The 26,092-nt window shown below is 36.7% G+C and carries 21 protein-coding genes; 6 read left to right on the top strand and 15 right to left on the bottom strand.

Annotated features, from left to right (window positions below; translation table 11 throughout):
• Positions 1–28: 28 nt before the first annotated feature.
• Entirely contained in the window at positions 29–739 is a 711-nt protein-coding gene (locus P0N36_RS03780) for a YaaA family protein (protein WP_275841499.1), read from the top strand.
• A 151-nt stretch (positions 740–890) separates the two neighbouring features.
• Complete coding sequence (gene serS, locus P0N36_RS03775) at positions 891–2,174, top strand: serine--tRNA ligase (protein ID WP_275841498.1); 1,284 nt, start codon at positions 891–893, stop codon at positions 2,172–2,174.
• Between the two features lie 181 nt (positions 2,175–2,355).
• Here serS and P0N36_RS03770 read toward each other — a convergent pair whose 3' ends face one another.
• Entirely contained in the window at positions 2,356–4,242 is a 1,887-nt protein-coding gene (locus P0N36_RS03770; protein WP_275841497.1) for a hypothetical protein, read from the bottom strand.
• Between the two features lie 10 nt (positions 4,243–4,252).
• The gene (locus P0N36_RS03765) at positions 4,253–5,851 is read right to left on the bottom strand and encodes a DUF342 domain-containing protein (RefSeq protein ID WP_275841496.1); all 1,599 of its coding nucleotides are present in this window, start codon (positions 5,849–5,851) and stop codon (positions 4,253–4,255) included.
• A 377-nt stretch (positions 5,852–6,228) separates the two neighbouring features.
• Between P0N36_RS03765 and rpsT the strand changes: the two genes are divergently transcribed.
• Positions 6,229–6,492, top strand: a complete 264-nt coding sequence (gene rpsT, locus P0N36_RS03760) for a 30S ribosomal protein S20 (protein WP_275841495.1) — start codon at positions 6,229–6,231, stop codon at positions 6,490–6,492.
• A 176-nt stretch (positions 6,493–6,668) separates the two neighbouring features.
• Here the strand turns inward: rpsT and holA are convergent, their stop codons facing one another.
• From holA to P0N36_RS03725, 7 genes are all read right to left on the bottom strand, one after another.
• Positions 6,669–7,664: a DNA polymerase III subunit delta gene (gene holA / locus P0N36_RS03755; RefSeq protein WP_275841494.1), complete on the bottom strand. Its 996-nt coding sequence runs from the start codon at positions 7,662–7,664 to the stop codon at positions 6,669–6,671.
• An 8-nt stretch (positions 7,665–7,672) separates the two neighbouring features.
• A complete protein-coding gene (locus tag P0N36_RS03750) occupies positions 7,673–9,949 on the bottom strand; it encodes a DNA internalization-related competence protein ComEC/Rec2 (protein WP_275841493.1) in 2,277 nt (758 codons plus the stop codon).
• 100 nt (positions 9,950–10,049) lie between these two features.
• Positions 10,050–10,997, bottom strand: coding sequence for a GerMN domain-containing protein (locus P0N36_RS03745; RefSeq protein WP_275841492.1), 948 nt, complete (start codon positions 10,995–10,997; stop codon positions 10,050–10,052).
• 135 nt (positions 10,998–11,132) lie between these two features.
• Positions 11,133–12,638 (bottom strand): sensor histidine kinase, encoded by a 1,506-nt coding sequence (locus P0N36_RS03740; RefSeq protein ID WP_275841491.1) that lies wholly within the window; start codon positions 12,636–12,638, stop codon positions 11,133–11,135.
• Complete coding sequence (locus tag P0N36_RS03735; protein WP_275841490.1) at positions 12,544–13,236, bottom strand: response regulator transcription factor; 693 nt, start codon at positions 13,234–13,236, stop codon at positions 12,544–12,546. The genes P0N36_RS03740 and P0N36_RS03735 overlap by 95 nt, the downstream gene beginning before the upstream one ends.
• An 11-nt stretch (positions 13,237–13,247) precedes the next feature.
• Complete coding sequence (locus P0N36_RS03730) at positions 13,248–13,820, bottom strand: ComEA family DNA-binding protein (RefSeq protein WP_275841489.1); 573 nt, start codon at positions 13,818–13,820, stop codon at positions 13,248–13,250.
• 34 nt (positions 13,821–13,854) lie between these two features.
• Positions 13,855–14,313: a methylglyoxal synthase gene (locus P0N36_RS03725; protein ID WP_275841488.1), complete on the bottom strand. Its 459-nt coding sequence runs from the start codon at positions 14,311–14,313 to the stop codon at positions 13,855–13,857.
• A gap of 159 nt (positions 14,314–14,472) precedes the next feature.
• Between P0N36_RS03725 and P0N36_RS03720 the strand changes: the two genes are divergently transcribed.
• The gene (locus P0N36_RS03720; protein WP_330683944.1) at positions 14,473–16,404 is read left to right on the top strand and encodes an NAD(+) synthase; all 1,932 of its coding nucleotides are present in this window, start codon (positions 14,473–14,475) and stop codon (positions 16,402–16,404) included.
• Between the two features lie 66 nt (positions 16,405–16,470).
• Here the strand turns inward: P0N36_RS03720 and P0N36_RS03715 are convergent, their stop codons facing one another.
• Positions 16,471–18,228: a sensor domain-containing diguanylate cyclase gene (locus tag P0N36_RS03715; protein WP_275841487.1), complete on the bottom strand. Its 1,758-nt coding sequence runs from the start codon at positions 18,226–18,228 to the stop codon at positions 16,471–16,473.
• A gap of 113 nt (positions 18,229–18,341) precedes the next feature.
• Between P0N36_RS03715 and P0N36_RS03710 the strand changes: the two genes are divergently transcribed.
• Together P0N36_RS03710 and P0N36_RS03705 are read left to right on the top strand one after the other, a co-directional pair.
• Complete coding sequence (locus tag P0N36_RS03710) at positions 18,342–18,956, top strand: ABC transporter ATP-binding protein (protein WP_275841486.1); 615 nt, start codon at positions 18,342–18,344, stop codon at positions 18,954–18,956.
• Positions 18,956–19,732, top strand: a complete 777-nt coding sequence (locus tag P0N36_RS03705) for an ABC transporter permease (RefSeq protein ID WP_275841485.1) — start codon at positions 18,956–18,958, stop codon at positions 19,730–19,732. Before P0N36_RS03710 ends, P0N36_RS03705 begins: the two co-directional genes overlap by 1 nt.
• 46 nt (positions 19,733–19,778) lie before the next feature.
• Here the strand turns inward: P0N36_RS03705 and gatB are convergent, their stop codons facing one another.
• The 5 genes from gatB to P0N36_RS03680 form a co-directional block, all read right to left on the bottom strand.
• A complete protein-coding gene (gene gatB / locus P0N36_RS03700) occupies positions 19,779–21,218 on the bottom strand; it encodes an Asp-tRNA(Asn)/Glu-tRNA(Gln) amidotransferase subunit GatB (protein WP_275841484.1) in 1,440 nt (479 codons plus the stop codon).
• A 13-nt stretch (positions 21,219–21,231) separates the two neighbouring features.
• Positions 21,232–22,689 (bottom strand): Asp-tRNA(Asn)/Glu-tRNA(Gln) amidotransferase subunit GatA, encoded by a 1,458-nt coding sequence (gene gatA, locus P0N36_RS03695; protein ID WP_330683943.1) that lies wholly within the window; start codon positions 22,687–22,689, stop codon positions 21,232–21,234.
• 10 nt (positions 22,690–22,699) lie between these two features.
• Complete coding sequence (gene gatC, locus P0N36_RS03690) at positions 22,700–22,987, bottom strand: Asp-tRNA(Asn)/Glu-tRNA(Gln) amidotransferase subunit GatC (RefSeq protein WP_275841483.1); 288 nt, start codon at positions 22,985–22,987, stop codon at positions 22,700–22,702.
• A gap of 186 nt (positions 22,988–23,173) precedes the next feature.
• Positions 23,174–25,126, bottom strand: coding sequence for an NAD-dependent DNA ligase LigA (ligA, locus tag P0N36_RS03685; protein ID WP_275841482.1), 1,953 nt, complete (start codon positions 25,124–25,126; stop codon positions 23,174–23,176).
• Positions 25,127–25,296: 170 nt separating this feature from the next.
• Positions 25,297–26,022 carry a YebC/PmpR family DNA-binding transcriptional regulator gene (locus P0N36_RS03680; protein ID WP_275841481.1) on the bottom strand — a complete coding sequence of 242 codons (726 nt, stop codon included), beginning with the start codon at positions 26,020–26,022 and terminating at the stop codon, positions 25,297–25,299.
• Positions 26,023–26,092 lie beyond the last annotated feature (70 nt).

The raw sequence follows: 26,092 nt of genomic DNA, 5'->3' as shown, positions 1-26,092 counted from the left end.
CTAAAAAGCTATAGATATGGAGGCAACTATGAAAATCATCATCTCGCCAAGTAAAAGTCAAAAACATGCTTCTATTTATGAAAAGGCAATCCACGAACCTGTTTTTTATAAAGAAGCATATCATCTCAATCAAAGATTAAACAAGCTTTCCAAAAATGCTTTAGGTCGTTTAATGGGTATAGATGGTGAACTCTTAGAGCAAACCTTTGCAAATATTAAAACTTTTGATATTGCCAATCCCAACCCCGCTATCCATGCTTACACAGGTCTTGTATATAAATATCTTGACCTTAATGCCTATAACAATGAACAGATTAGGTATATGAACAATCATTTAGTCATTCTATCTGCAATGTATGGTGCCTTAAAGCCTCTAGATGGTATAAAACCTTATCGCCTGGATATGAAGATGCCGCTAATGAAAACTTCTCTTTATAAGTATTGGAAAAAACCTATGACACACTACTTTCATAATGAACCCTTATTAATCGATCTGACCTCCAATGAATATAGTAAGTTACTTCCTTCTAATAAAATAACCCTTAGGTTTCTGGAGAAAAAGAACAACCAGTATAAAAATATTGCCACCTATTCAAAAATAGCTAGAGGGAGAATCCTTGATTTAATGATCAAAAATCAAATAACTGAACCGGATCAGATTAAAACTTTATCTTTTGAAGGTTATCACTATAACCTTGATCTATCCGATGGTCAAACCATTGTGTTTACCCGACCTTAACCATATATTAATTGTCAAATTCTTGACATTTACCGGCCCTTCCCTTAATATAAATAGAAATGGTTTAAGTGTCAGGTATATACAATGATCATATCTTAAAGTACTAAGATTGGGTTAGTATAATAAATAAGCCCTTGAAAGGATGAAAACAATGTTAGATATCAATTTGATTAGGACAAATCCAGAGGTCGTAAAAAAAGCTCTGGCCAAAAGAAATTATGACGTGGACTTTACAGAACTTATGAATTGGGATAAAGAGCGTAAGGAAATTATCGGTTTTGTTGAAGTATTAAAGGCTAAAAGAAATGCTGCTTCAAAAGAAGTACCTGTCATGAAAAAAGAAGGCAAGGATGTTTCTTCAATCATTGAAGAAATGAGCTCCTTAAAAGAAGAAATTGCTAAAGCTGATGAAAAACTCAAGGATATTGATCATAAGATTTTTGGCTTTGTTTCTACACTTCCTAATATGCCGGCTGAGGATGTGGTGTCCGGTGACAAAGAAAATAATGAAATCATCCATGTATTTGGCGAAAAAAGAACCTATGATTTCAAACCAAAAGACCATGTTGAACTTGCTGAGTCTTTGGGGCTTATTGATTATGAAAGAGGTGCAAAGCTAGGTGGTAATGGCTTCTGGATCTATAAAGGTACCGGTGCTATCTTGGAATGGGCACTTCTTAACTTTTTTATCCAAGAACATCTAAAAGATGGCTATGAATTTATCCTTCCACCCCATATATTAACCTACGAGTCCGGTTTTACAGCCGGTCAGTTCCCCAAATTTGAAGATGATGTCTTTAAACTTGAACAGGAAAATAAAGGCTATGTTCAGTTTTTGCTCCCCACAGCTGAGACAGCCCTCATTAATTTTCATCGCGGTGAAATACTGAGTGAAGAAGATCTACCAAAAAAATATTTTTCTTATACACCATGTTATAGAAAAGAAGCCGGTAGTTACAGATCTGAAGAGCGGGGTATGATTCGCGGTCATCAATTTAACAAAGTAGAAATGTTTCAATTCGCTACGCCGGATCAATCTGAAGCCGGTTTACAAGAATTGGTTGGCAAGGCCGAGAATCTGGTTCAGAAACTAGGTCTGCACTATCAACTCAGTAAATTAGCCGCCGGTGACTGTAGCGCTTCTATGATTAAAACTTATGATATTGAAGTATGGATTGACAGTATGGAAGTATATAAAGAAGTCAGCTCTGCTTCAAATGCAGGTGAATATCAAGCAAGACGGGGTAATATGAAGTACCGAAAAGCGGATGATAAGAAAACGGCTTACTTACATACGCTAAACGCTTCCGGACTTGCTACAAGCCGTTTGATTCCTGCAATACTAGAACAACACCAACAAGCTGACGGTAGCGTCATTATACCTGATGCCTTAAGACCATTCACTGGTTTTGATGTAATTAAACCTTCGAAGTAAGATTCTACCAAGTCTCTAAGTGAAAAACTTAGGGACTTTTTATTGACGAAAGGACGACTTATTCCCGAGTAGATGTGATACACAGGTTTTTTGCTGACCGTACGAAGTGTAAGGCAAGGAAAAACTGTGTGTTACATCTACGATCATAACCCATAGATAGAGTCTTTACAAAGCGACTAAGTCACAATTGCTCCAAAAACGACTCATAATCTTCAAAATCTTCCCCATACTTTAACTGCTTCATATTGTGTCTTTGATCTAACTTCTCCTGTATGTAGATCGCATCTTCTTCCCTTGGGGATATAATGACCAACTGCCTATTATCAATCTTAAAAGCTTTATCAAAATACTGAGTGAATTCATGAAAAAGATCACTTTTCTCCAGAAAATGCTTGGCCGCAAAATCAATTTGAAAGACATGAAGCTCCAAATCATATTCCCTACAATCTTCTATTTCTTCCGATAGTTTTTCTATAAACAATACTTCTGTATTGACTTCATAAGTGTTTTTGATTTTCTCCAGTTGTTTTAAATGATACCAAGAAGGCGCTATAGCATTCGCAATGGATTCATAGATAAGCTGATTTTCAAGATCTGTTAGTAGCATATCTTTCATATCAAAAATACCTATAAAGCCAAGAAGCTCTAGTTCAAATTTGTCTAAATAAACCGGTACCAAGAGGGCCCCTCCAAATTCTCCATCTATCTCTTTAACCACTTCATGGCCAAGTAGGTCCTCAACTTCATAAATACTACTGGCAACGACCATATGTCCTTTTTTTAAAGATTCTGCAACTTCTGTAAACGTTTGTGTCTCTCCCAAAGATTGACACCCAATCCGCTCCTTGATGATAAAAGTATCATTTTCTTGATCGTAAACTGTAAGAATTGCACTGGTAACATTATGGGACCACTCCAAAGTGGCTTTTGTGATTTCAAATAGATGATTCAAGTCCGACGATGAATTAATATTCTTGATCATTAAGTTCATATTCATCAATCGGTTTAATTTGGAATCGATGGTCTTTTTTTGTTCATGAATGGTTTTAACGTAGATGGCATTGGTAATAGATATGTATAAGGATGATGCTAGGCTATGAATTAATTCCATATTACTATCATTATAAGACATATCATTGACTCTACGTGCTAAAGTTATAAAACCAAGCACATCTTCATTCTTGACAATCGGCACAATATAAACAGGTCTTAAAGCTTTGATCATCTCTTCATCATTGTAGAAAACAGATCGTATGCTTTCTAAATCATCATTATTCTCAAGACAGAAGTATTCTTTTTCACTAAGGATATTAATATTATCCTTAGTGTATACCTGAATATTAAGTTCACCTCTAAGTTCATAAACATTTTGATAGGCCATCATTTCAAAGGCCTTAGAATCATGATTGAATAGAAAGATTGAAGTGATTGAGCTCTGTGTTAACTCACTAAAGACACTGGTTGATAATTCGCACATTGAATGGATTTCAAGTGTACTCATAAGTATTTTTGAAGATTGATGAATAGCAAATAAATTAAAAATCTTCTCATCCAATCTTTTTTTTGTTTTAATCAAGGCATCATATGATTCAAAGTTCGTTAGAGCAATATAAAAAAGATTCATTAATGCGACTGCAATAATTTCGTCTTCTGAGTCAAAAGGTTCTTTATCTTCATTTCTGTTTATAAGGACAAATCCGAACATCTTCTTATCCATAATCAAAGGAATACCAAAAGCACAAGGAAAATATTCGGATACTTCTTTTGGCAGGAATCTTTTTATGTCTTCTTTTGAGAATAAACCTGCATGTAATACAACGATGTCCTCATAATCCGGCTTCACTTCAAAATTATAATCGTAGTTATGATAACCGGTTTGTCGAACCGGCTTATAGACATGATCCTCCTTAGCAAAAACCACCACTTGGTCTAATACAATTAGCTCATCAATAAAATCAACTACATGATGGGTAATCTGCTGGGCATCGAATCTTTGTGAAAAAAATTCTATAGCATGGATAAGACCCTTTAGCCTATATATCATCGTATCATTCTTTTTTTCTATCATGTCTACCCTCCTATGCCTTCAATATATTTCTGCCATCCGTATAATAAGTTACCGGACTTTGATCCACTTCTGTGTGCCACAAAACATCATCCTTGATTTTGATTTGTACTTTTGCGTAGATGCCATGGGTAATCACCACTTCACCTTCGCCTTTGGCTCTAAGATACGAGATGGTTTTTTTCTGACTTGCATAAAGCATTTTAAGATTTTTCCTAAAATAGCCATACTCTTCATTGACTTTATCCAGCTCTTTTCTCTTCTCAACGTCAGAGGCGGCTACCATCTCAAGTAAGGATTTCTTTTGTTTTAATAGATTGATTTTTTCTTTTACCCGCTCAATGGTTTTATTGATAAAATCGTATTCATCTTTGACCTTTTCTCTTGTAAAACCAAGTACATGAATGAAGGTAGGGGTATCCATCTTGTTACCTACTGTACCCACTTGTACCCTAACTTGGGCTTCTATGGAACCTCCAATGACTTTACTGTTATATGAATCAAAGATGACTTCCTTAGCCTTAATATTGGCATTGATTGCATAAAAACCAATATGTACAGTACCACCACTTTCTATATCACAATCTGTAGCGAATTTTGTATACAAATCGCCTTCGCATATAATCTTAGCTTTACCTTTTCCGGCAATACCACCTCTAATATAAATACTGCCTTCTTTGCTTTCGATCTGATTAACACCACCAATGCCCATGTCACCCATAATCTGAATGTCTTGATTTGCCAATACAGAGAAATTATCTTCTACTACATCTCTAATATCAACGAACCCATCAAAATCGACATTGCCTGTTTTAAAAGAAACTTTGCCTTGTATCTCAAGATAGTTACAAACACTGATGATGTCGTTTTCAATAATAACTGCACCGGTTGTTGATGCACGAAGAACAGTTAAATCCATTTCCGGATCATAGGACTCAGCTATGGTTTTTTTATCATACTTTAAGGGTTCTTGATTACCTTTTAGTGCCGGAATAGGTTCGCCCATAATCGTCTTACCATCCACACCTTCTTTGGGTTCAATGCGTTCACCAAGCCAGTCTCCTCGATTTACCTTATTTATTAAGTTTAACTCATAATGATTGACATCCCCATTTTGATGAATTTCAGGCTTTGCTTCCTCAATTTTATAATATGTGACAATCGCATCTTGACCCTTTATCGGTATTAAACCTTTTGCTACGACAAACTTTTCCATAGGCCGTATGTTGGCTAATATATCTTTAATATCAAATCCATAAACAATGCCGGCTTGCTTCATAACGTCAAGCACCTGCTGCATCAAGTCTTGTAGCCCTATTTTTTCTATCTGTTCATTGGTTGCATTAATTGTAATACTTGCTTCTAATCGGTCTTTACTGATTTCTAAATCAATTAAAGGTTTTTTGATTCCAAGGAGCAATACTTTACTGGACCCAGTTTTTATTGCAGACTGAATGGCCACAAATTGATTTACTTTCAATCGCGGCAGTTTTTTTACATCTTCATCCAGTTGACTCATTGAATAACCCTGCAGTTTGACTCTAATATAGAATTGATTGTCATCATCAATAATGTCAATATATGCATTGCTAAATACTATATCCTCAAACAATAGTAACCCTCCTTTTCTCCACTTGGAATAGCCATTAACCCCTGTAGAGATACACCATAAATATGACTTAGACAATTTAGACAAAATTAAGAATTTTTCTTCACAATTATTTACATTATACATAGCTCAGCCTGTAAAGACAAGTGTATCTCTCAAAATAGCGATAATAATCCAGATAATTTATATATTATTCAGTATGTTTTTCCAAATCAATTGTTTGCCACTTATATTTTTTCTATGATTAAGTATTGAATTTTCAAATACATATTGACATATGATGCTTTATAAACTAAACTGTTAAGGTATGTTTAATTGTGCGTATTTCAAAAAATTCCCCGCATAATAAGTAAACAATCATGATTGTCGGAGGTGAAAACATGGCAAATATTAAATCAGCAAAAAAACGTATCAAAGTGGCGGCATCCAAAGCAGCAAGAAATAAATCCGTCAAATCACGCGTTAAAACAGAACTGAAGAAATTGGAGACAATAATTGAAGCTGGAGATAAATCCGCGGCAGAAGCTCAAGTTAAAGTTGTAATTTCTTATATCGATAAAGCTGAGTCAAAAGGCGTATTCCATAAGAATGCTGCTGCAAGAAAAGTATCCAGCGTTGATCGAGCTTTTAACAAAATGGCTTAGTAAGAATAATAATAAGCACATCTTCTGATGTGCTTTTTTTATTGTCTATTATAGCTTTTATATAGTTTGCATGAAAAACCCTTCCACAGTCTGTATGGTTTCGTCCGACCGTTGGTTTTTTCTGCTTTTGAAACTTCATGGTCGGTATTGGCATAGCTTATGTTATACCGACTTTTCTATATGCCGCTGTATCGAATGATGAGTTGTTCAACGGCTAAGTCCGGCATAAAAACACCGGTTCTTATATCGATTTCACATTCTAAACATTTTTTCAATGCTTCTTCTAAAGCAGTAAGACTAAATGTTTTGCCCTGTTCTAGACATTTTCTAGCTACAAAGGATTGAATTTTTAGCTTTTTACCAATGTCATTGCTGTCAAGACCTTCTCCTAGCAATAACTTACATTTATATACCATTCTAAACTGTCTGGTTAACATGAACAGAATCCTATTGGATGGTTCTTTTGCCGATAAAAGGTCATGATAGAGCTTTAATGCTCGGGCTCTTTTTTTTGTACCCATACAATCCACCAGTTCGAAAATCTTGCTTTCAACACTTTTTTGACAAATGGCTTCGATGGCTTCATGGGTCACCACTTCACTGTCTCCGATATAATGGATCAGTTTGTTAATTTCATTATGCAAAACAGTTAATTGATCACCTACATAATGGATTAAATATCTGGCTTCTTTTTGTTCAATCTTCTTCCCATATGGATTAAGTGTTTTGGCAATATAACGAATCAGTTCGCTTTCACCCAATAAGGGAAACTCACAGATATACCCATTTTTATGAATCGATTTATAAAGCTTAGTGCGCTTATCTATCGTTTGTTCAATTAAAATAACATATGTTGTAGACTGTAGTTGATTCAATTTTTCTGCTAATAGACCGGCTAGATTTGTTCCTGTCTTTTCAAACAAGCCTAGATTCTTAAGTATGATGACGCGACTGTCTGAAAAAAAAGGCATTGTATCCATACTGTCTTCAATATTCGAAAAAACGGTTTTACGGTCATCAAAAACATCATGATTCATTGTCTTCTCTCCGTCACCTATTATTACTTCAACAATTTTTTTTACATAATAGTCCAGCATGAACGTCTCTTCGCCGAAAAACAACATGATGTTATTAAATTTTTTTTCTTTGATCTGTTGTTTCAAACCTTCCATATCTTCCTCTACTCCTTAATCATACTTTGAACGGTTGCCTTACCCTTTCTATACCTAAGACGAATCGCGCCTTGGTCTTTAGTCATTAAGACATGTTTGGAAAACCGCTCTAGATTCTTTACCACTTCATCATTGGGATGGCCGTATGTATTTTTCTCCCCTACGGATATAACACTGAGCGTCGGACTTACTTTTTCCAAAAAAATCTCAGACGAACTGGTAGCTGAACCATGGTGACCAACTTTTAATACTTCCACATCTCTATTTAATAATGACGAACCTTTCATAATGGCTCCTTCTTCTAAAATACCGGCATCACCCAATAAAAGAACATCCAAATCCTTTAGTTCCACATAAAGAACCAGTGAATTCCTATTATTATCTCTCATATATATGCTTTCAGGCCATAAACAAGATATATTCATGTTCTTATAGGATAATTGATCTCCCGCTTTAAAATAGTGTATTTGTGTAAGCTGATCATCTAGACCCGACAGCAACTGATTAATTAATGGGTCATCCTTTTCTTTATAAACAAAGGGCAATATGACTTCACTTATTGGTATATGATTTGCGATTTCAATTATACCATAAATATGATCAAAATCACTATGAGTTATAAATACTGTATCAATTCTATCAATCCCTTGATGCCTGAGAAATGGTAATAAAACCTCCATTCCTACATTATCTCCCTTTTTCTTTATATCCCCGCCACCATCAATCATTATCGTACGGTTTTGATAATTTATGACTATACTGTCGCCTTGACCCACATCCAGAAAATGCATATACATGGTTTCAAGGTCCAATAGATATAAAGATACAGACAATAGCATAAGTGTTGCTAAACATACACCTGTTTTTTTACAAGGAAGACCCATAATCCACAAAGCTATTACAATGTAATAGGCTATTATAAAATAGATATTGGGTGCTTGTATATATAGGGTGTTGTAGGGCAATTCACCTATTAAGCATGTTATCTGCTGCATATAACTCATGCTCCAATATGAAACACCCATAATAAAGGTTCCAATACCCATGCTGATATAACTTACAAACAAACTTAAAATCGAGAAAAGTATCAATATACCAACAACAGGCAGTACAAGAAGGTTGCCTAAAAAACCATAAACCGGCAAGCTGTAAAAATAATATGCAAGTAGAGGCCATATTCCAATCTGAACTGCAATTAATAGGCGTATCCCTGCAATTGGTCCTTTTTCAATAGGCATCCAATTTGTTTTCAGCAAAGGTTCTATATAGAATATACTAAGGACCGCACCAAATGACAATTGGAACCCTACATGAATCAGTTGATAAGGATGCAACAGAAGCATTCCAAAGGCAGCAAAACTAACCGCAGTGGTTTTATCATACCGTCGATTCACCATAAACTGGATCAAATAGAGACCAATCATAATCGTAGCTCTCACCGTGGATACTTGCATACCGGTATAGATACAATAGTAGATTAAGAAAATCATTGCAATAACCGCACTTACTCCCTGATTATTAATACCTTTATTTAACGCTTTAAATAAACCATACCCAATAATGGATACATGTAGCCCTGAGATTGATAGAATATGAATCAATCCAGCTTTTTCAAAGTTTTCTCTAACATGTTCATCCATACGCTTACTACCCAATATTAGCGTTGATAATAATTCTGCCTCCCCTTGAGGTAAGAGTAAGTGTAGTCTTTTTTCATGTGACTTCCTAAGATGGTCTATCTTAAGTTTCCAATTATTTTTTTGTTTTTTAAGGGTGTCCACTTCTTTTGTAAAAACTGTACCAACTATGCCTCTGCTTTTATTATATGACAAGGCATCAAATCCGCCTTCATTTCGCTTTCCCCTTGTCTCAAGAACTTCTCCCTTGACAACAATCCATTCACCGCAGTCTAACACGGTCTCTGTAATTAACCGCACTCCCTTTTGGCGTGTTTTGCCGTTGACCTTAATAGGCATAAGAATATATGTATTATACTGTTCGCTTACGCGTGCCTCTTTTATTCGTCCTTCGATTTCTAAATGTGCGCCTTCAACATAGTATTGAAGGGTCGCTTCATATGATTGATTATAAATTAAGACCCGTAAAAATGAATATAAGCATATGCCCAAAAATGGGAACACATGCTTATATTGATTCTGCTTTATTAAATTTCTATATCTGTATACCAAGAGCATCACCAACGCTATACTAACATCATAATGCCCCATGCCTAATAAGATACCGACAATACCACTCAAGGTCATTAGCACCAAGGGTCTTTTCATGAGTATGTCCCCTATTTCATCATTGATCTCATCTGTACATGACACTTTAACCTAGAGGTTAAAGTGTCAGTACTAAGTTGCTCTTAATTACATACAGAGTTTAATCCTTTATTTTACTTTCTTTACTGACTAAGTCCAAGCTTTGTTCAAATAATATATCAAACTGCAAATGACCTGTAAAGCTTTCTGACTTTTTGCCTTCAATTAAAAATTGAACTTTATTTATATTAGGTAGATCTGTCAGGCTGTTCACAATGGCATAGATGCTCATCACTTCACTGGTCGATCCTCCAATATGCTCCGTTCTAAAGGCTTCATTGAAATCGATATAACAAATACCTTGGTCTACATAGATACTTTTCACAACTGTCTCTTGGGGTATTAAGCTCATCAGATTATGCCCCTCTGGCGGCAACATAAGTTCCTTGATGATACGTTCCTCAATACTCTCATTTGATTTAATACCAACCTCTCGATTAACTTTAATCAAAAATTCTCCTTTTTGTTCCGGAAAATAAAGATTTAGATGAATGGACTTAACCACTTCGTTTTCAGATTCCATATTAACAATCACATCTGATTTAAAGAAAGGTCCATAAACCTTGCCGTTGCTATCTTTTAAAGGTAATCCATCTACATAAAATTCTATCGAAACAACGGCTTCAATCGATGTTAAACTTCTGATTAGAGAAGTTCTGCATAGAAGAAAGTCGATCTGTTCCATATCTTTAATATCGTTTGGCATATGAACTATTATATTGCCTTCGCTGATTTCTAGCTGATTTATAGTTAAATCTTTTGGTATGGTTGGTAATAATTTTTGCGTAATAACACCCGTACTTAAAACGTCAAGAACATGCTCAATCTGATTGGTAAGGTCATTAGTATGTACTTCTACCTCATACGCCACTAATTCATCTTTTTCACCATTTACCAAATAAGCTAAAAGTACTTCTCTATTCTCTTCAATTGTCACTTCTTCAACTTCTGGTTTACAACTTGCAAAAATCAATACAAGTAAAATGACAGCGACCAATACACGTCTCATAAGCTCACCTTCCGTCCACTGTATTATATCCTCAAACTCGATACCACTCATCATAACCAATACTTATTTCAGTTGTGCGTCCTAACTATTAATATTATATGAATTCTCGCTTTTATGTTACCCTCACCTATATCCTTATCTCATCGTTTGAGATAAGGGCAGTCGTAAAATAAAAGTAGTTCCGACGCCTTCTTCACTGATACACTTTATGCTACCACCATGAAGTAGAATGGTTTTATTAACAATGCTAAGCCCCAAACCGGTACCACCTGTATCCCTAGATCTTGTCTTGTCAACTCGATAAAATCTTTGAAAAACCTTATCCACGCTTTCAGGTGGTATGCCTACGCCTGTATCCATAATCTGAATATTCAAATCTCTGTGGTCAGCATTAATGGTTACGGTAACTTTTCCATATTCATTGTTGTACTTAATACTGTTTTCTATTAGATTCATAAATACCAAGTACATTTTGGTTTCATCCACTTCAGCAAGCACTTCACGGAAACTCTCTATTTCAAGAATGACATCTTTTTTATCCGCAATCGGCTTAAGCATACGCATAACTTGTTCAACCAGTTTATTAATGTTCGTATTATCAATATTCAGATAGCTTTCTTTTTTATCTAATGTTACCAATGTTAGCAAATCATTAATAATCTTCGTTTCACGATTGACTTCTGCATTGATGTCTTCCATGAATTCTTTATAGAGTTCCTTTGGAACATCATCTTGGCATAGCAATGATTCTGCCAAGACCTTCATAGAGCTTAGCGGTGTCTTCAACTCATGTGATACATTCGCAACAAACCTTTGTCTAGAATCATCAATCTCTTCCATTGTGGTTAACATCTCATTAAAAGCTAAACCAATTTCTTCAATCTCATAATTACCACGTACATCAATTCTTTCATCAATATGACCTTCGGAAACTCTTTTTAGATGATTGACAAACTCTCGAAAGGGTTTTGTTAATAATCCTGAGAAATAAAAGTTTAGTATAAGGATAATCAAAGAAATACCAACAATTAGAAGATAAGCTATGTTACGCATTCTAGAAATCGTCATTTCAATCTGATCATACTGGCCACTCAACATAGTGACACCTATGACTGTTTTATGATCGTTATCATAAATGGGTGTGTATATTCTCACCACATTTAGTTTTTTGTCTTCTTCTGTTATATTTGTAGACGTGCCTTGTAGGATTTTCAACACTGGCTGAGAACTGTTGAGCTTACCTTCATCAAAATGATTAGAATCATAAGTGATTTGTCCGTCACTGTTCATAATCAGAAAACGATCTGCAATAATAGATTGAATATTATCCAGATAATTTACATTTTCAATATTATCAAAATAGTCTCGTCGGCTTAGGTTTGTACTAATGGTGTTCGCATGACGCAACATTTCCGTTTTTTTCTCATTTTGACTATAGTTTCTGACCGATGAAAATATAGATACTGTTAGGATAAATAAAGGTAATATACCAATTGCTACTAAAGAAATAAACAACTTGGTTCTTATACTTTTTATAATCTTAAAGTTAATGTTGATAATAATAGCCAACTCCCCATTTTGTATGTATGTATGTCGGTTCACTGGGATTGGGTTCAACCTTTTCACGCAATCTTCTAACATGAACATCTACTGTTCTAACATCCCCCGGATAATCGTAACCCCAGACTACATTGAGTAGATTCTCTCTACTGTATACTTTATTCGGATGGGTGATAAACAATTCTAATAAGTCAAATTCTTTAGCCGTAAGGTTCACTTCACCTTCTTTAACATAAACCCTTCTGCTTTCAACTTCTAGCTTGATTTCACCTGATTTGAGCACTTTATATTCTTCCGTCTGTGTTTCTCCTTTGAAACCGGAACGTCTGATGATTGCTTTTATCCTTGCCTTCAGTTCCAGTATGTTAAAGGGTTTTGTCATATAATCATCTGCACCATACTCCAGACCAAGAATTTTGTCCATATCATCCCCTTTTGCTGTCAGCATGATGATCGGTACTTTGGAAAATTCTCTAATCTGTTGACACACTGCAACACCATCCATTTTGGGCAACATTACATCCAGTATGATTAAGTCATAGTCATTGGCCTTAGCGTGTGATAATGCATCTTCTCCATCATAGGAGACATCTACTTCATAACCATCTTGATCCAAACCATACTTTATACCTTTTACGATTAACTTTTCATCGTCTACTACCAAAATTTTTTTACTCATCTTTTACCCCACTATAAACCTATGTCATCTTTTATTTTTTCAAACATGGCTTCCTTGATCCCTTCAACCAACATGATATCTTCGATACGCACAAAGGGTCCCTTTTGGGTTCTATGCTTAATAATGGCATTCGCCCTTACCTCACCGATACCTGTTAAAGTCATTAATTGTTCTTTTGTACCTTGATTCAGGCTCACTTTACTTTGATTTTCCTGCGTTATATAAGATATTTGTTCTTCACCTTCAAATGGCACATAAATCTGCTCACCATCCATAACTTTACGGGCAAGGTTAACAGACCCTTTAACCGCATCTTCTTCTAAACCACCAGCCATTGCAATTACTTCAAAAAGACGGGCGTTCTCATTGACTTCATAGACGTCCGGATTTTTGACGGCACCACATATATGAATGTAACTCTTATTCATTACCTCATCGATATCTTCTTCATATTCAACCGACTTTTTTGAGTTTTCCGTTTCAATACGGATGCCTTCTTTATCCTTGATTTGACCCATATAGAATAATCCTGAAGAAATGACAACCAGCAGAATTACCCCCATGTATAGCCACTTATTTTTCATAATAACCTCTCAACTAAATACACTCTATCCCTTTTTATAAATCTATATGTCTTTTTAAACGTTTTGTATAATCAATAACCAATCGATCATATTCTTTAACCATCAAGTCTGAAGAAAAAATAAAATCAGCTGTTGCATAATTCATGGCAATGGGCACATCATATAAAACGGCGATTCTAAGGAGTGCCTTAACGTCCGGATCATGTGGTTGGGCTTCTAAAGGATCCCAGAAAAATATCATAAAGTCTATTTCACCTTCAATGATTTTTGCACCTATTTGCTGATCACCGCCTAGTGGACCACTCTTAAATGTTCTAACCGGTAATCCGGTTTTTTCAGCAATAATCTGACCAGTGGTACCTGTCGCATATAAAAAGTGGGTACTTAAAGCCTCTCTATTAATTTGAATCCAATTCATTAAATCTTTTTTTCTATTGTCATGGGCTACCAAAGCAATCTTTTTTTGAATGTTCATCTTATAATCTTGGTTCATGTTAGCCTCCATCTGTATGCTGCTTATCTTTTCATTCACACACTTCTTTATTTTACATAATATTGAATATAATTACAAGATTATTGTTGTTAAATTGACCATTTGATACGGATTTGTGATAAAATAAGCCTATATATGGAAAATGAAAGGATGGTTAAAGTGACAAAAGGATTTATACGTGTTGGTGCAGCTACTCTATTAACCAAAGTAGCTGACTGTGAACATAATACAAACCAAATAATTAATTTGACCAAAGAAGCAGCCCAACAAGATGTAGCCATTCTCGTATTTCCTGAATTATCAATTACAGGCTATACTTGCGGAGACCTCTTCTTGCAAAAGCATTTGCAAGATCAAGTTGTCAACCAACTGATTCGGTTAAAAAAAGAAAGTGCAGTTTTTGATATCACCCTCATCGTTGGTGCACCCTTAGCCGTGGGCAATGCTCTTTTTAATTGTGCAGTTGTTATCAATAAAGGCACCATCATCGGGATTACCGTCAAAAGTCATATTCCAAATTATGGCGAATTCTATGAAAAAAGATGGTTCGAACAAGGTAAACACTTGGTCCAACACAATTATTTAATAGATTCTGTCCATGTTCCTATTGGTTTTAACATGCTGTATCAAAATAATCAATACCCTGAAGTTACCTTTGGCATAGAAATCTGTGAAGACTTATGGGTACCCAACCCACCAAGCGGTCCTATGGCTGTGGCCGGTGCCACCTTAATCTTCAATCCTTCTGCAAGTAATGATCTGGTCGGAAAAAACGAATATAGGAAATCTTTAATCTGCAGTCAATCCGCAAAAACAATAACCGGTTATATTTATGCTTCTTCCGGTTATGGTGAATCGACAACTGATCTTGTTTTTGGCGGTCAGTGCCTTATTTATGAAAATGGAACTTTATTGTCGAAAAATACGCGATTTGTCATGGAAAACCAACTTATCATCAGTGATATTGATATTGATCGACTCTTAAGTGATCGAAGAAAAATGGGCATCTATGCTGATGGGTATCAACAAGACCTCTCAAGTTATACGGTTTGTTCCTATGCAAACGTTCATAAGCCACTTATAATCAATCGTTATGTAGATCACCATCCTTTTGTTCCTACCGATCCTAAAAAGCTGCATGTTCGATGTGAGGAAATCTTCAGTATTCAGTCCATAGGCCTTGCCAAAAGACTTGAACATATCGGTTGTCAAACAGTTATTATCGGTGTTTCCGGCGGTCTAGATTCCACTCTGGCTTTATTGGTATGTTTACATACGTTTAATTTGTTAAACATGGACCCCAAAAATATAATTGCAATTACAATGCCAGGCTTTGGTACCACAGATCGAACATATAAAAACGCATGTGATTTAATTAAGCAACTGGGGTGTACACTCAAAGAAATACCAATTAAAGAAGCTTGTCTAAGACATTTTCATGATATTGACCACGACCCGAATACCCATGATGTTACTTACGAGAATACACAAGCTCGTGAGCGAACACAAATCCTAATGGATTATGCTAATAAGGCAGGTGGTATCGTTGTAGGTACTGGAGATTTATCCGAGTTGGCGCTAGGTTTTGCCACATACAATGGTGACCATATGTCCATGTATGCGGTGAATGCTTCTATTCCTAAAACCTTGGTCAGATATTTGGTCAACTGGGTCGCTCATCACAAAACACCGGATTCTGCCAAAACAGTTCTACTAGATGTACTGGATACACCAGTCAGCCCCGAACTCTTGCCACCTGATTCTGATGGAACGATTGCCCAAAAAACCGAGGATTTGATTGGCCCTTATGAATTACATGATTTCTTCCTCTATTACTGTGTTCGTTTCGGCTTCTCACCATCGAAGATCTTTTACTTAGCCAATCTGGCGTTTCAAGAAATCTATACAGAAGCCATCATCAAAAAATGGTTGCGAATTTTTTATAAAAGATTCTTCAGTCAGCAGTTTAAGCGTTCTTGTATGCCAGATGGTCCCAAAGTAGGTTCCATAAACCTCTCCCCTCGTGGTGATTGGCGTATGCCAAGCGATGGGGTTGTTCGTTCATGGCTTATGGAAATCGATTCTCTTTAGTTGTTCTTAAAAAGACCGTTATATTTCTATTATGAAATAGGACGGTCTTTTTAGTGGCTTTATAAATCAATTAACAACGACTCTGGATTTACCTGCTTTTTTTGCCTTATACATGGTTTCATCTGCTATGACCAATAAGTCCTCGGCTTTTGTGATTTTCATAGATTTCATATAATTTACGATTCCAATAGAGCTGGATAACTTGTGCTTACCCATAATTTTGACTTCCCCATTCAGTTTTTTCGAAAGCTCTTTCTTAAAACCATCATGTCCCAAGATTGCACCATGTATACGTTCAGCTATAGCTTTTGCAATATCATAAGTACCCTGTCTTAGCATAATGACAAATTCATCTCCACCATAACGACCAACGATATCATTTTCTCTTACATTCTCCTTAAGGATTTTTGCCACTTCGGTTAAAAGGAAATCACCGATTTCGTGTCCAAAAGTATCATTGTATTCCTTGAAGTTATCTAGGTCAATAAAAAGAAGTGAAAAGTTTTGTTCATCTTCTACATTAACCAGTTCAATGGTTTTTTGCAATTCTCTTACGAATTGATACCTGTTATAAAGCCCTGTCAACATATCCGTAGAGGCTAGTTCATGTAACTTATCATTGGTTTTTTCAAGCTCTTCATTCATTGTACCAAGTTCTTTATTCCGACTTACAATCTGATAATTCAAATCCGCTAAAATCTGAGTACGTTCTTTGATAAGCTCTTCAACATTATCTGTATGAGCCACAATGGTGTCTGCCATGGCATTGAAGGATTGCGAAAGCATACCAATCTCATCTTGGGATTCAACTTTGGCTCTGATGCCTTTAACACCACTGGTAAATTTATTCATAACACCAATAAGTCTTTTTATGGCGTCGGTTATATCTTTGGCTAACAAGTACGTCACCAAATAGGATATGAGTCCAAGTACAACCACCAGAACTGTCATATAAACAAATAGTTCTCTAAGTGTCTTGTATACACTTGATGCATATAAGGTTATAATGACATGCCATCCCGGAGAGCCTGGGATACTTTCATAGGTCACATAATTTTTCTCACCTTTTGGATTGGTGAATGTCCCAACGCCTTGACCATTGACTTTCATTTGCTCACTCAAGACAGATAAGCCTTCGTAACCTGTATTTTCGTCTGACATGATGTTCAAATTCAAAACCTGATTGGCATCTTTGTGACTTATAACCTGACCGTATTCGTCTACCACCCATGCAAAACCAGTTTCTTGTATGGCTGTAGATGATATGAGCTGACTTAAGTCTTTCAGTAATACCGTCGTACCCAGAACTCCCTGTACCCTTCCGTTGACTTCTATTGGTACCATGATACGAAAAGTAGGTTGTTTAAAGGTGTCATCATAGGAGGATTGAGCTACCACCACTGGCACTTCACCCGCCATGGTCTTTTGGTACTCGGAATCCTCTGCTAAGTTTTTTCTTATCCCCAATGTATCTATTAGAATCCCTTGTCTATCAATAACAAAATAGCGACCATAGATATCCTCTTTGTCACTTATTGCGGATTCAAGTAAAGGTAGATACGCATCTTGGTTCATAGATTGAACTTCACTTGTCAAAGCCAACGTACTAACGTTGCTGACTTTTTCATTCAGCCAAAGCTCAACTGTTTTTGCTTTGTCTATGGCAATCGCTTGAGAAAATTCATTAGAAATAGATAAGACCTGTCCTCGGTCAATCAAAACAACAATCAAGGAAAATGCAATTAATACCATTACAAAATAGGCCACAAATGCTATAATAATTTTATTCATTAAAGATAAGCTGTACTTGTTAAATAGATTCATGTCTGCCACCTGTCATCAATTAGTTTATGTTCATTATATAACCGGATGAGAGATAAAACAAGTCATCCTTAAGAATTGTCACTACAAACTTAGAATTAACACTAGGAGCGCCTATGATTCATTACATGGACATCAATAAACGTTATGGTGATAAAGTACTTTTTAAAGACTTTAACCTAAAAATCGAATGCAAAGAGAAAGTACTTCTGTCTGCATCTTCAGGGAGTGGGAAAACCACACTCATCCGTTTTCTGTTAGGCTTTGACAAACCGGACAGTGGTGATATTGTCATAGATGGTATGACATTAAACCATCACAACCTAAAAGCCATACGTGAAAAAATCGCCTATGTCAGCCAAGATACGGATCTGCCATCTTTAACCACTGAAGCCTTGCTAGATAAGATTTTTTCATACAAAGTCAATCATCATATTAAGGATTATAAGGACAATTTCCTTTCACTTAGCAAAACATTCCAACTGGATGATCAAGTTCTAAGTACCCAAATCCAAGAATTCTCCGGTGGTGAGAGACAACGTATCGGACTAATTATTGCCCTTCTACTTAATAGACCTTATCTATTACTAGATGAAATAACATCAGGTCTTGACCACGATCTTAAGGCTTTAATTATGAATCACATCATGAATCTGGATGCTACCGTTATTATTGTATCTCACGATGCCCTTTGGAAAAGTGAAAGCAGTCTTAGGGAGGTGACTTTTTAATGGAAACATCTAATATGTATATGTTGTTCTTCCTTGTTTTACCTGTTTTCCTTTTTAATATTCATTATGCCATTAAGATGAATGTTAAGATTGCCTTCGCTATTTTCAGAATGATTCTACAGCTTTCTCTAATTGGTTTAGTCCTTCAATGGCTTTTTGATCAGAATACACCTTGGATTAATGTCATCTATATCATGCTCATGATGACCATTGCAAGCTATTCAATGTTAAAAACCACCAAGCTATCCATTAAGACATTTGGGTTTCTTATCTGGTTGGCTGTTTTTATACCCCATTTTCTTGTACTCATGTTCTTTAATTATTTTATTGTGAATCTGACGGATATTTTTGATGCCCAATATCTGATTCCTATTGGCGGTATGCTACTTGGTAATAGTCTAAGCGGCAATATTCTTGCCATTAACACTTTTTACAAGCAGATTAAAGACGGTGAAAAAACCTATTACTATAATCTTTCCCTATCTGCCAGTCGTTCTGAAGCGTTAAAACCTTATTTTGTTCATGCTCTAAAAAGCTCAATATCCCCAACCATTGCATCTATAGAGACCATTGGCTTGGTTTCCTTACCTGGCATGATGACCGGACAGATTCTTGGCGGGTCTATCCCTATTACAGCCATTAAATATCAGATTGCCATCATGATTGCCATCTTCACCACACGGTATCTGACGGCTGTACTGGCCATCTATCTAACAAGGTCAAGGGCTTTTGATGACTATGATCGCCTAAAGCCGCATGTCATCGGCAATGCTTAAAAAAAGGTGGACCTTCACGTTATCCTTGTGAATGTCCACCTTTTTATTACCTCATTGCTTCTAATAATTCTTTTAATAAATCAATGACCATCTTAGGGTTGGCCTTGCCTTTAGTGGCTTTCATCATTTGTCCCATAAGTGACTGAATGGCTGCTTCCTTGCCACCTAAATAATCGGCTACAATTTTTTCGTTATTATTCAGCACCTCTGTAGCGATGGTTCTTAAAGCATCTTCATCACTGTTTTGCTTTAAGCCTTCTTCTTCCACAATGGTCGCTGGGGATTTACCGGTTTGCCACATTTTTTCAAAAACAGTCTTAGCCATTTTGCCACTAATTGTTCCTTCTTCAATCAGATTAACCAAGTTGCCAAGATCTTCTCCCTTAATGGGCATAGGACCTTGTTCTTTTTCATCTTCATTCAAACGACTATACACTTCAGAGATAATCCAATTGGCGACCGCTTTTGGGTTCTTGGAGCAACTGGCACCGGCTTCAAAGAAATCAGCCATTTTTCTGGAGGCCACTAGAATGTCCGCCTCTTTGCTTCCCAACCCATAATCCTCCATATAACTAGCTTTTCTCACATCTGGCATAACTGGGAGTGATGCTTTCCATTTAAGAATCTGTTCATCGGTTGTAATAATCGGCATCAAATCCGGTTCAGGGAAATATCTGTAATCATGGGCTTCTTCCTTCGTACGCATGGAGACAGTTATACCCTTTGCTTCATCCCATCGTCTAGTTTCCTGAATGATGGTACCTCCCGATTCTAAGACTTTTATTTGTCTTTTGGCTTCGTACTCAGCAGCTTTTACAGCAAAACTAAAGGAGTTGATGTTTTTCATCTCTGTTCTTGTGCCAAGTATTTTTACACCTTTTTTACGTACGGAGAGGTTCACGTCACATCTTAGAGATCCTTCGTTCATTTTACAATCGGATACATCTGCATAAAGCAAAATGGTTCTAAGCTTTTCCATATATATGCCCACTTCAACCGGTGATCTAAAGTCCGGTTCTGATACAATCTCAATTAAAGGAATGCCACAACGGTTATAATCCACCAAGGTGCCACCAATCTCATGATTGAGCTTTCCGGCATCTTCTTCAATGTGAATTCTTGTGATCCCAATTTTCCTAATCTCACCTTCAACTTCAATCTCAACTTCTCCCTCATAACATAAAGGTAAATCAAACTGAGAGACTTGGTAAGCCTTCGGTAGATCCGGATAGAAATAATTTTTTCTATCCTGTTTACTAAATTGGTTGATCTTACAATGGGTTGCAAGACCTGCCTTTATGGCATACTCCACAACTTTTCCGTTGAGTACAGGTAGCGTTCCCGGCATCCCTGTGCAAATAGGGCAACAGTGGGTATTGGGTTCACCACCGAATTCATTCTTACAATCGCAAAATATCTTTGTGTTGGTCTTAAGTTCTGAGTGCACTTCAAGACCCATGACTATTTCATAATCTTCATAACCCATGTTATCTGCCCTCCTATAATTCCGGTCTTACTTTATCAAGCACTCTTGCCTGCTCGTAAGCGTGTGCAACCTTTAATATTGTACCTTCATCAAAGCCTTTTCCAATTAATTGAAGGCCAATAGGCAATCCCATTCGATCGAAGCCACTGTTTAAGGATATTGCTGGAAGACCTGCTATGTTAATAGGTACTGTACAAATATCGTTGAGATACATCTCGATAGGATTATTGACCTTAGCACCTAGTTTGAAGGCCGTCGTTGGTCCTGTCGGGGTAAGTACAAGGTCATATTCAGCAAAAAGAAGATCAAACTGATTCTTAATCAAGGTTCTGACTTGTTGCGCCTTCTTATAGTAAGCATCATAGTAACCGGAGCTGAGGGCATAGGTTCCAAGCATGATACGTCTTTTCACCTCGGCACCAAAGCCTTCATCTCTACTTTGTTTATAAAGTTCTACAAGGGTGTCATAGTCTTTTGCCTGGTGACCATATTTAATACCATCAAATCTGGCCAGATTGGAGGATGCTTCTGCCGAGGAGATGAGATAATAGGATGGCAATGCATATTCCGTCATTTCCATGTGTACTTCATCCACAATGGCGCCCATATGCTCTAGGACTTTAACGGCCTTTAATATGCTGGCTTTTACGTCTTCTGCTATGCCTTCGCCCATGAATTCTCTGGGCAAAGCAATACGCATACCCTTAATGTCCTGATCTAAGTAGGTGGTGAAATCCGGTGTATCCACAAAAGCAGAACTGGAATCCATTCTATCATGACCACAGATTAAATTTAGAGCAAGTGCTGCATCTCTGACATCTCTTGTTAACGGACCAATCTGATCCAAAGAGGATGCAAAGGCAATTAAGCCGTATCTAGAAACCCTTCCATAAGTAGGTTTCATGCCCACGACACCGCAGTAATGAGCCGGTTGCCTTATGGAACCACCAGTATCTGAACCTAGGGTAAAGGGTGCAAGCTCTGCTGCAACTGCTGCTGCCGACCCTCCAGAGCTTCCACCGGGCACGTAATCTAAATGCCAAGGATTTTTGGTCACATGATAAGCGGAATTTTCTGTAGAAGACCCCATGGCAAACTCATCCATGTTCAACTTGCCTAGGATAATCATATCGTTTTCTTTGATTTTATTAACAATCGTAGCATCAAAAGGTGGCACATAATGATCCAACATTTTTGATGCACATGTGGTCCTAAGTCCTTCAGTACACATATTATCTTTGATACCAATAGGTATCCCTGCAAAGGGTGACAGAACTTCACCTTTATTTCTCTTCTTATCCACTGATCTGGCGGTCGCTAGAGCCGACTCTGTAGCTACCGTTATATAGGCCCCCACCTTCTTGTCCACCACTTCGATTCTGTCTAAGTAGGACTGGGTGACTTCCTCACTGGTGACTTCTTTGTTTTGAAGCATATGTTGCAACTGACTGACTGATTTCTGATATAGCATGATATGCCTCCTATTCTACAACTTTTGGTACACTGTAGCACCCATTTTCTTGATTGGGCGCGTTGCGAAGTAATTTTTCTCGGTCCATTGAAGGTCTAGCCACATCTTCCCTAAATACGTTGTTAATTGGAATGACATGAGCTGTGGGTATAACATCCCCAATTTCTAGAGCATTAATTTGATCTGCAAAGCCGATAATCGCTTCCATATCTTTGGTCATTTGAATTTTTTCAGCCTCTGTTAGATTGAGCCGTGCCAAGTGGGCCACATGTTCAACTTCTTCTCTGGTAATCTTCATCTCATAACCTCCAAGTCTTAATTTTCTATAATTTATGCGACATGATTTCTTTTTATTTTACAACCACAGTTTAGCCCCTTCATCTAGTCCAGGGCCAGATACCGTACATTCTACCATTTCCTTAGGCTTATATCAAGAAACATGCCATATAACATCATCTTATATTTCATAGGTTTGTATCTGTTTCTACTGGTTATCTATTAGTTTTTTGTAATCTTGTTCGTTGATAATAGAAACACCTAACTCTTTGGCTTTTTTATTTTTACCGGACGTCGAAGTGACATCATTGTTTATCAAATACGTTGTTTTTCCTGTCACACTGCCTGTCACCTTACCGCCTAAGGTTTCTATCTCATCTTTAAGTGCATTTCTGTTGGCATATGTTTCTAGGTTACCTGTTATGACAAATGTTTTATCTTTTAGAATCTGTTCTACAGTATTTTCCTCTGGTTTTTCAATCTCAATATAATTTTCCAAGGCTTTTATCGTTTTTACATAGCTAGGATTATGGAAAAAATCATATAAGGATTTGGCAATGATTTCACCAAAACCTTCAATATTAGCTAATGTCTCTATATCTGCTTCTTTGATTTTTTCAAAATTATGATCAAAATATTTGGAAAGCAATCTGGCATTGCTTAGGCCAACACCTGGAATGCCTAGAGCATAAATAAGATTTTCTAGCTTAACCTTTTTTGATGTATGAATGGCTGCTATCAGATTTTCAAAGGATTTTTCACCATAACCTTCACTATTTATAATTATATCCTTATGCTGTTCCAAACGATATAAATCTGCCAACTCATGTATTAGGTCCATCTCTACAAATTTTTCAATGCCTGCCTCACTTAAACCGTCGATGTTCATGGCATCACGACTGACAAAATGAGCTAAAGCTTTGATTTTCTTAGCGCCACATGCCATATTGTTACAGTATAATACTTCCACATCCTGAACTTTTTTGATTTCAGTTTGATGTTTACAAATCGGGCATTCTCCCGGAATTTCTAATGTATTGCTTCTGGTTTGATTGCCGGCAACCTGAGGTATAATCATATTGGCTTTATACACTTCTATGATGTCACCTACACCCAACTCAAGTTGCTTTAGAATGCTCACATTGTGTAGACTTGCTCTGCTCACCGTTGTGCCTTCAAGCTCTACCGGGTCAAATAGAGCAATAGGATTAATCAGTCCTGTTCTTGATGCACGCCACTCAACACTTTTTAATTGGGTTTCTTTGATTTCATCTTGCCACTTAAAAGCAATAGAATGCTTGGGGAACTTGGAAGTTACACCAAGACTTTCAGAATAAGCCTTTGAGTCAAAGGTTAATACAAGTCCGTCTGATGCAAAATCATTACCCATTATTTCTTTTTCAAAAATATCCAGTTGTGTCAATAGATTATGACGATCCACTTCTTTAAATGGGACAACATCAAAACCTAAAGTCCCAAGCCAATTCAGTTGTTCTGACTTAGCGTCCCACTTTAGACCCTCACCACTTACCAACTGAAAAGCAAAAAAATTCACATGTCGACTGGCGGTAATGGCGTTGTTTAACTGTCTTACCGTTCCACTACATAAATTTCTAGGATTTTTATATTGCTCTTCTTCGCTTAGTAAAGCATTAATATTTTCAAAGTCAGAGTATTTGATGACCGCTTCCCCTCTTAAAACCAAAGTACCTTTATGGTTGATTTTATGAGGTACATTGTCAAAAACACGTACATTATTGGTTATGACTTCCCCAACGATACCGTTTCCTCTTGTAACACCTTTGGCCAGAATGCCATCTTCATAGGTTAAGACGAGCGTTAAGCCATCCAGTTTCCAAGACAGCAGACCCTTTTTGTCACCCAACCAGTTCAATAAATCATCTCGACTTTTGGTCTTATCTAAAGATAGCATTGTAGAATTGTGGGCTTCTTTAGGTAATTTGCTGACAATTTCATAACCCACCTGATTGGTTGGGCTTCCTTGTAAAACCAGTCCATTTTTCTCTTCAAGGGCTACGAGTTCATCATAAAGTTGATCATATTCAAGGTTGGACATGATTTCACGGTTTTCTTGATAATAAGCTTTGGAAGCTTTTGATAATAATGCCACCAATGCCTTCATGCGCATAATCTCTGACATAACAACCTCTTTTCCGGTATTATAATACATGATATTTGTTCACTTTTGCTTATTCATTTTATCATAAAAGTTATCATCCAGCCATATTTTACACAAAGAATAAGGCAATCCTGAAAAACATAACGTTTTTATCAGGAAAGCCCCTTTGCTTACCTATTGGTTATACCTTATTAACGGTCCCAATTAGTGTACACATCTTGAACATCATCATCTTCTTCTAAATGATCCAACATTTTTTCGATGGCTTTTATTTCATCATCTCCACCTAGCTCCGTCATGGTTGATGGCATCATGGTAATTTCTGCTGATAAAAATGTATAACCCAGTTCTGACATGGCGTCGTGAACTTGATTAAACATCTCCGGCTCTATAAGAATCTCATAGCCTTCTTCTTCAGTAATCATATCCTCTGCACCGGCTTCTATTGCCGCCATCATCAATTCATCTTCGTCAATATCATCGGATTTTTCTATGATAATCTGTCCCTTTTTCTCAAACATAAAAGAGACACAGCCAGTTGTCCCTAAGTTACCACCATATTTGGATAAGGCATGGCGTACATTGGCCGCCGTTCTGTTCTTATTATCTGTTAGACAAACTACCATAACCGCTACACCACCCGGACCATAACCTTCATAAGTTATGGTCTCATAACTTACATCATTTGATTCTCCTGAAGCCTTTTTCACACTCCTAGATATGGTATCGTTGGGCATATTATTGGCCTTGGCTTTGTTGATGATTTCTTTAAGTCTTGTATTGTTCTCAGGATCTGCGCCACCTTGTTTTACGGCAACCATGATTTCTCTACCTAATTTTGTAAAAATCTTACCCTTTTGAGCGTCATTTTTTTCTTTTTTATGCTTGATATTGGCAAACTTCGAATGTCCAGACATATGGATATTGCTCCTTTAATCCTATTTTTAATAACTGATTCAAACAACTTGTCTCAGGCTATTTTATCAT

Origin of the sequence: Petrocella sp. FN5 (genome assembly GCF_029210395.1) — a bacterium.
In the GTDB taxonomy this organism is placed as follows: Bacteria; Bacillota; Clostridia; order Lachnospirales; family Vallitaleaceae; genus Petrocella.
The sequence above is the reverse complement of the archived record's forward strand: the minus strand, read 5'-3'. Positions and strand labels throughout refer to the sequence as shown.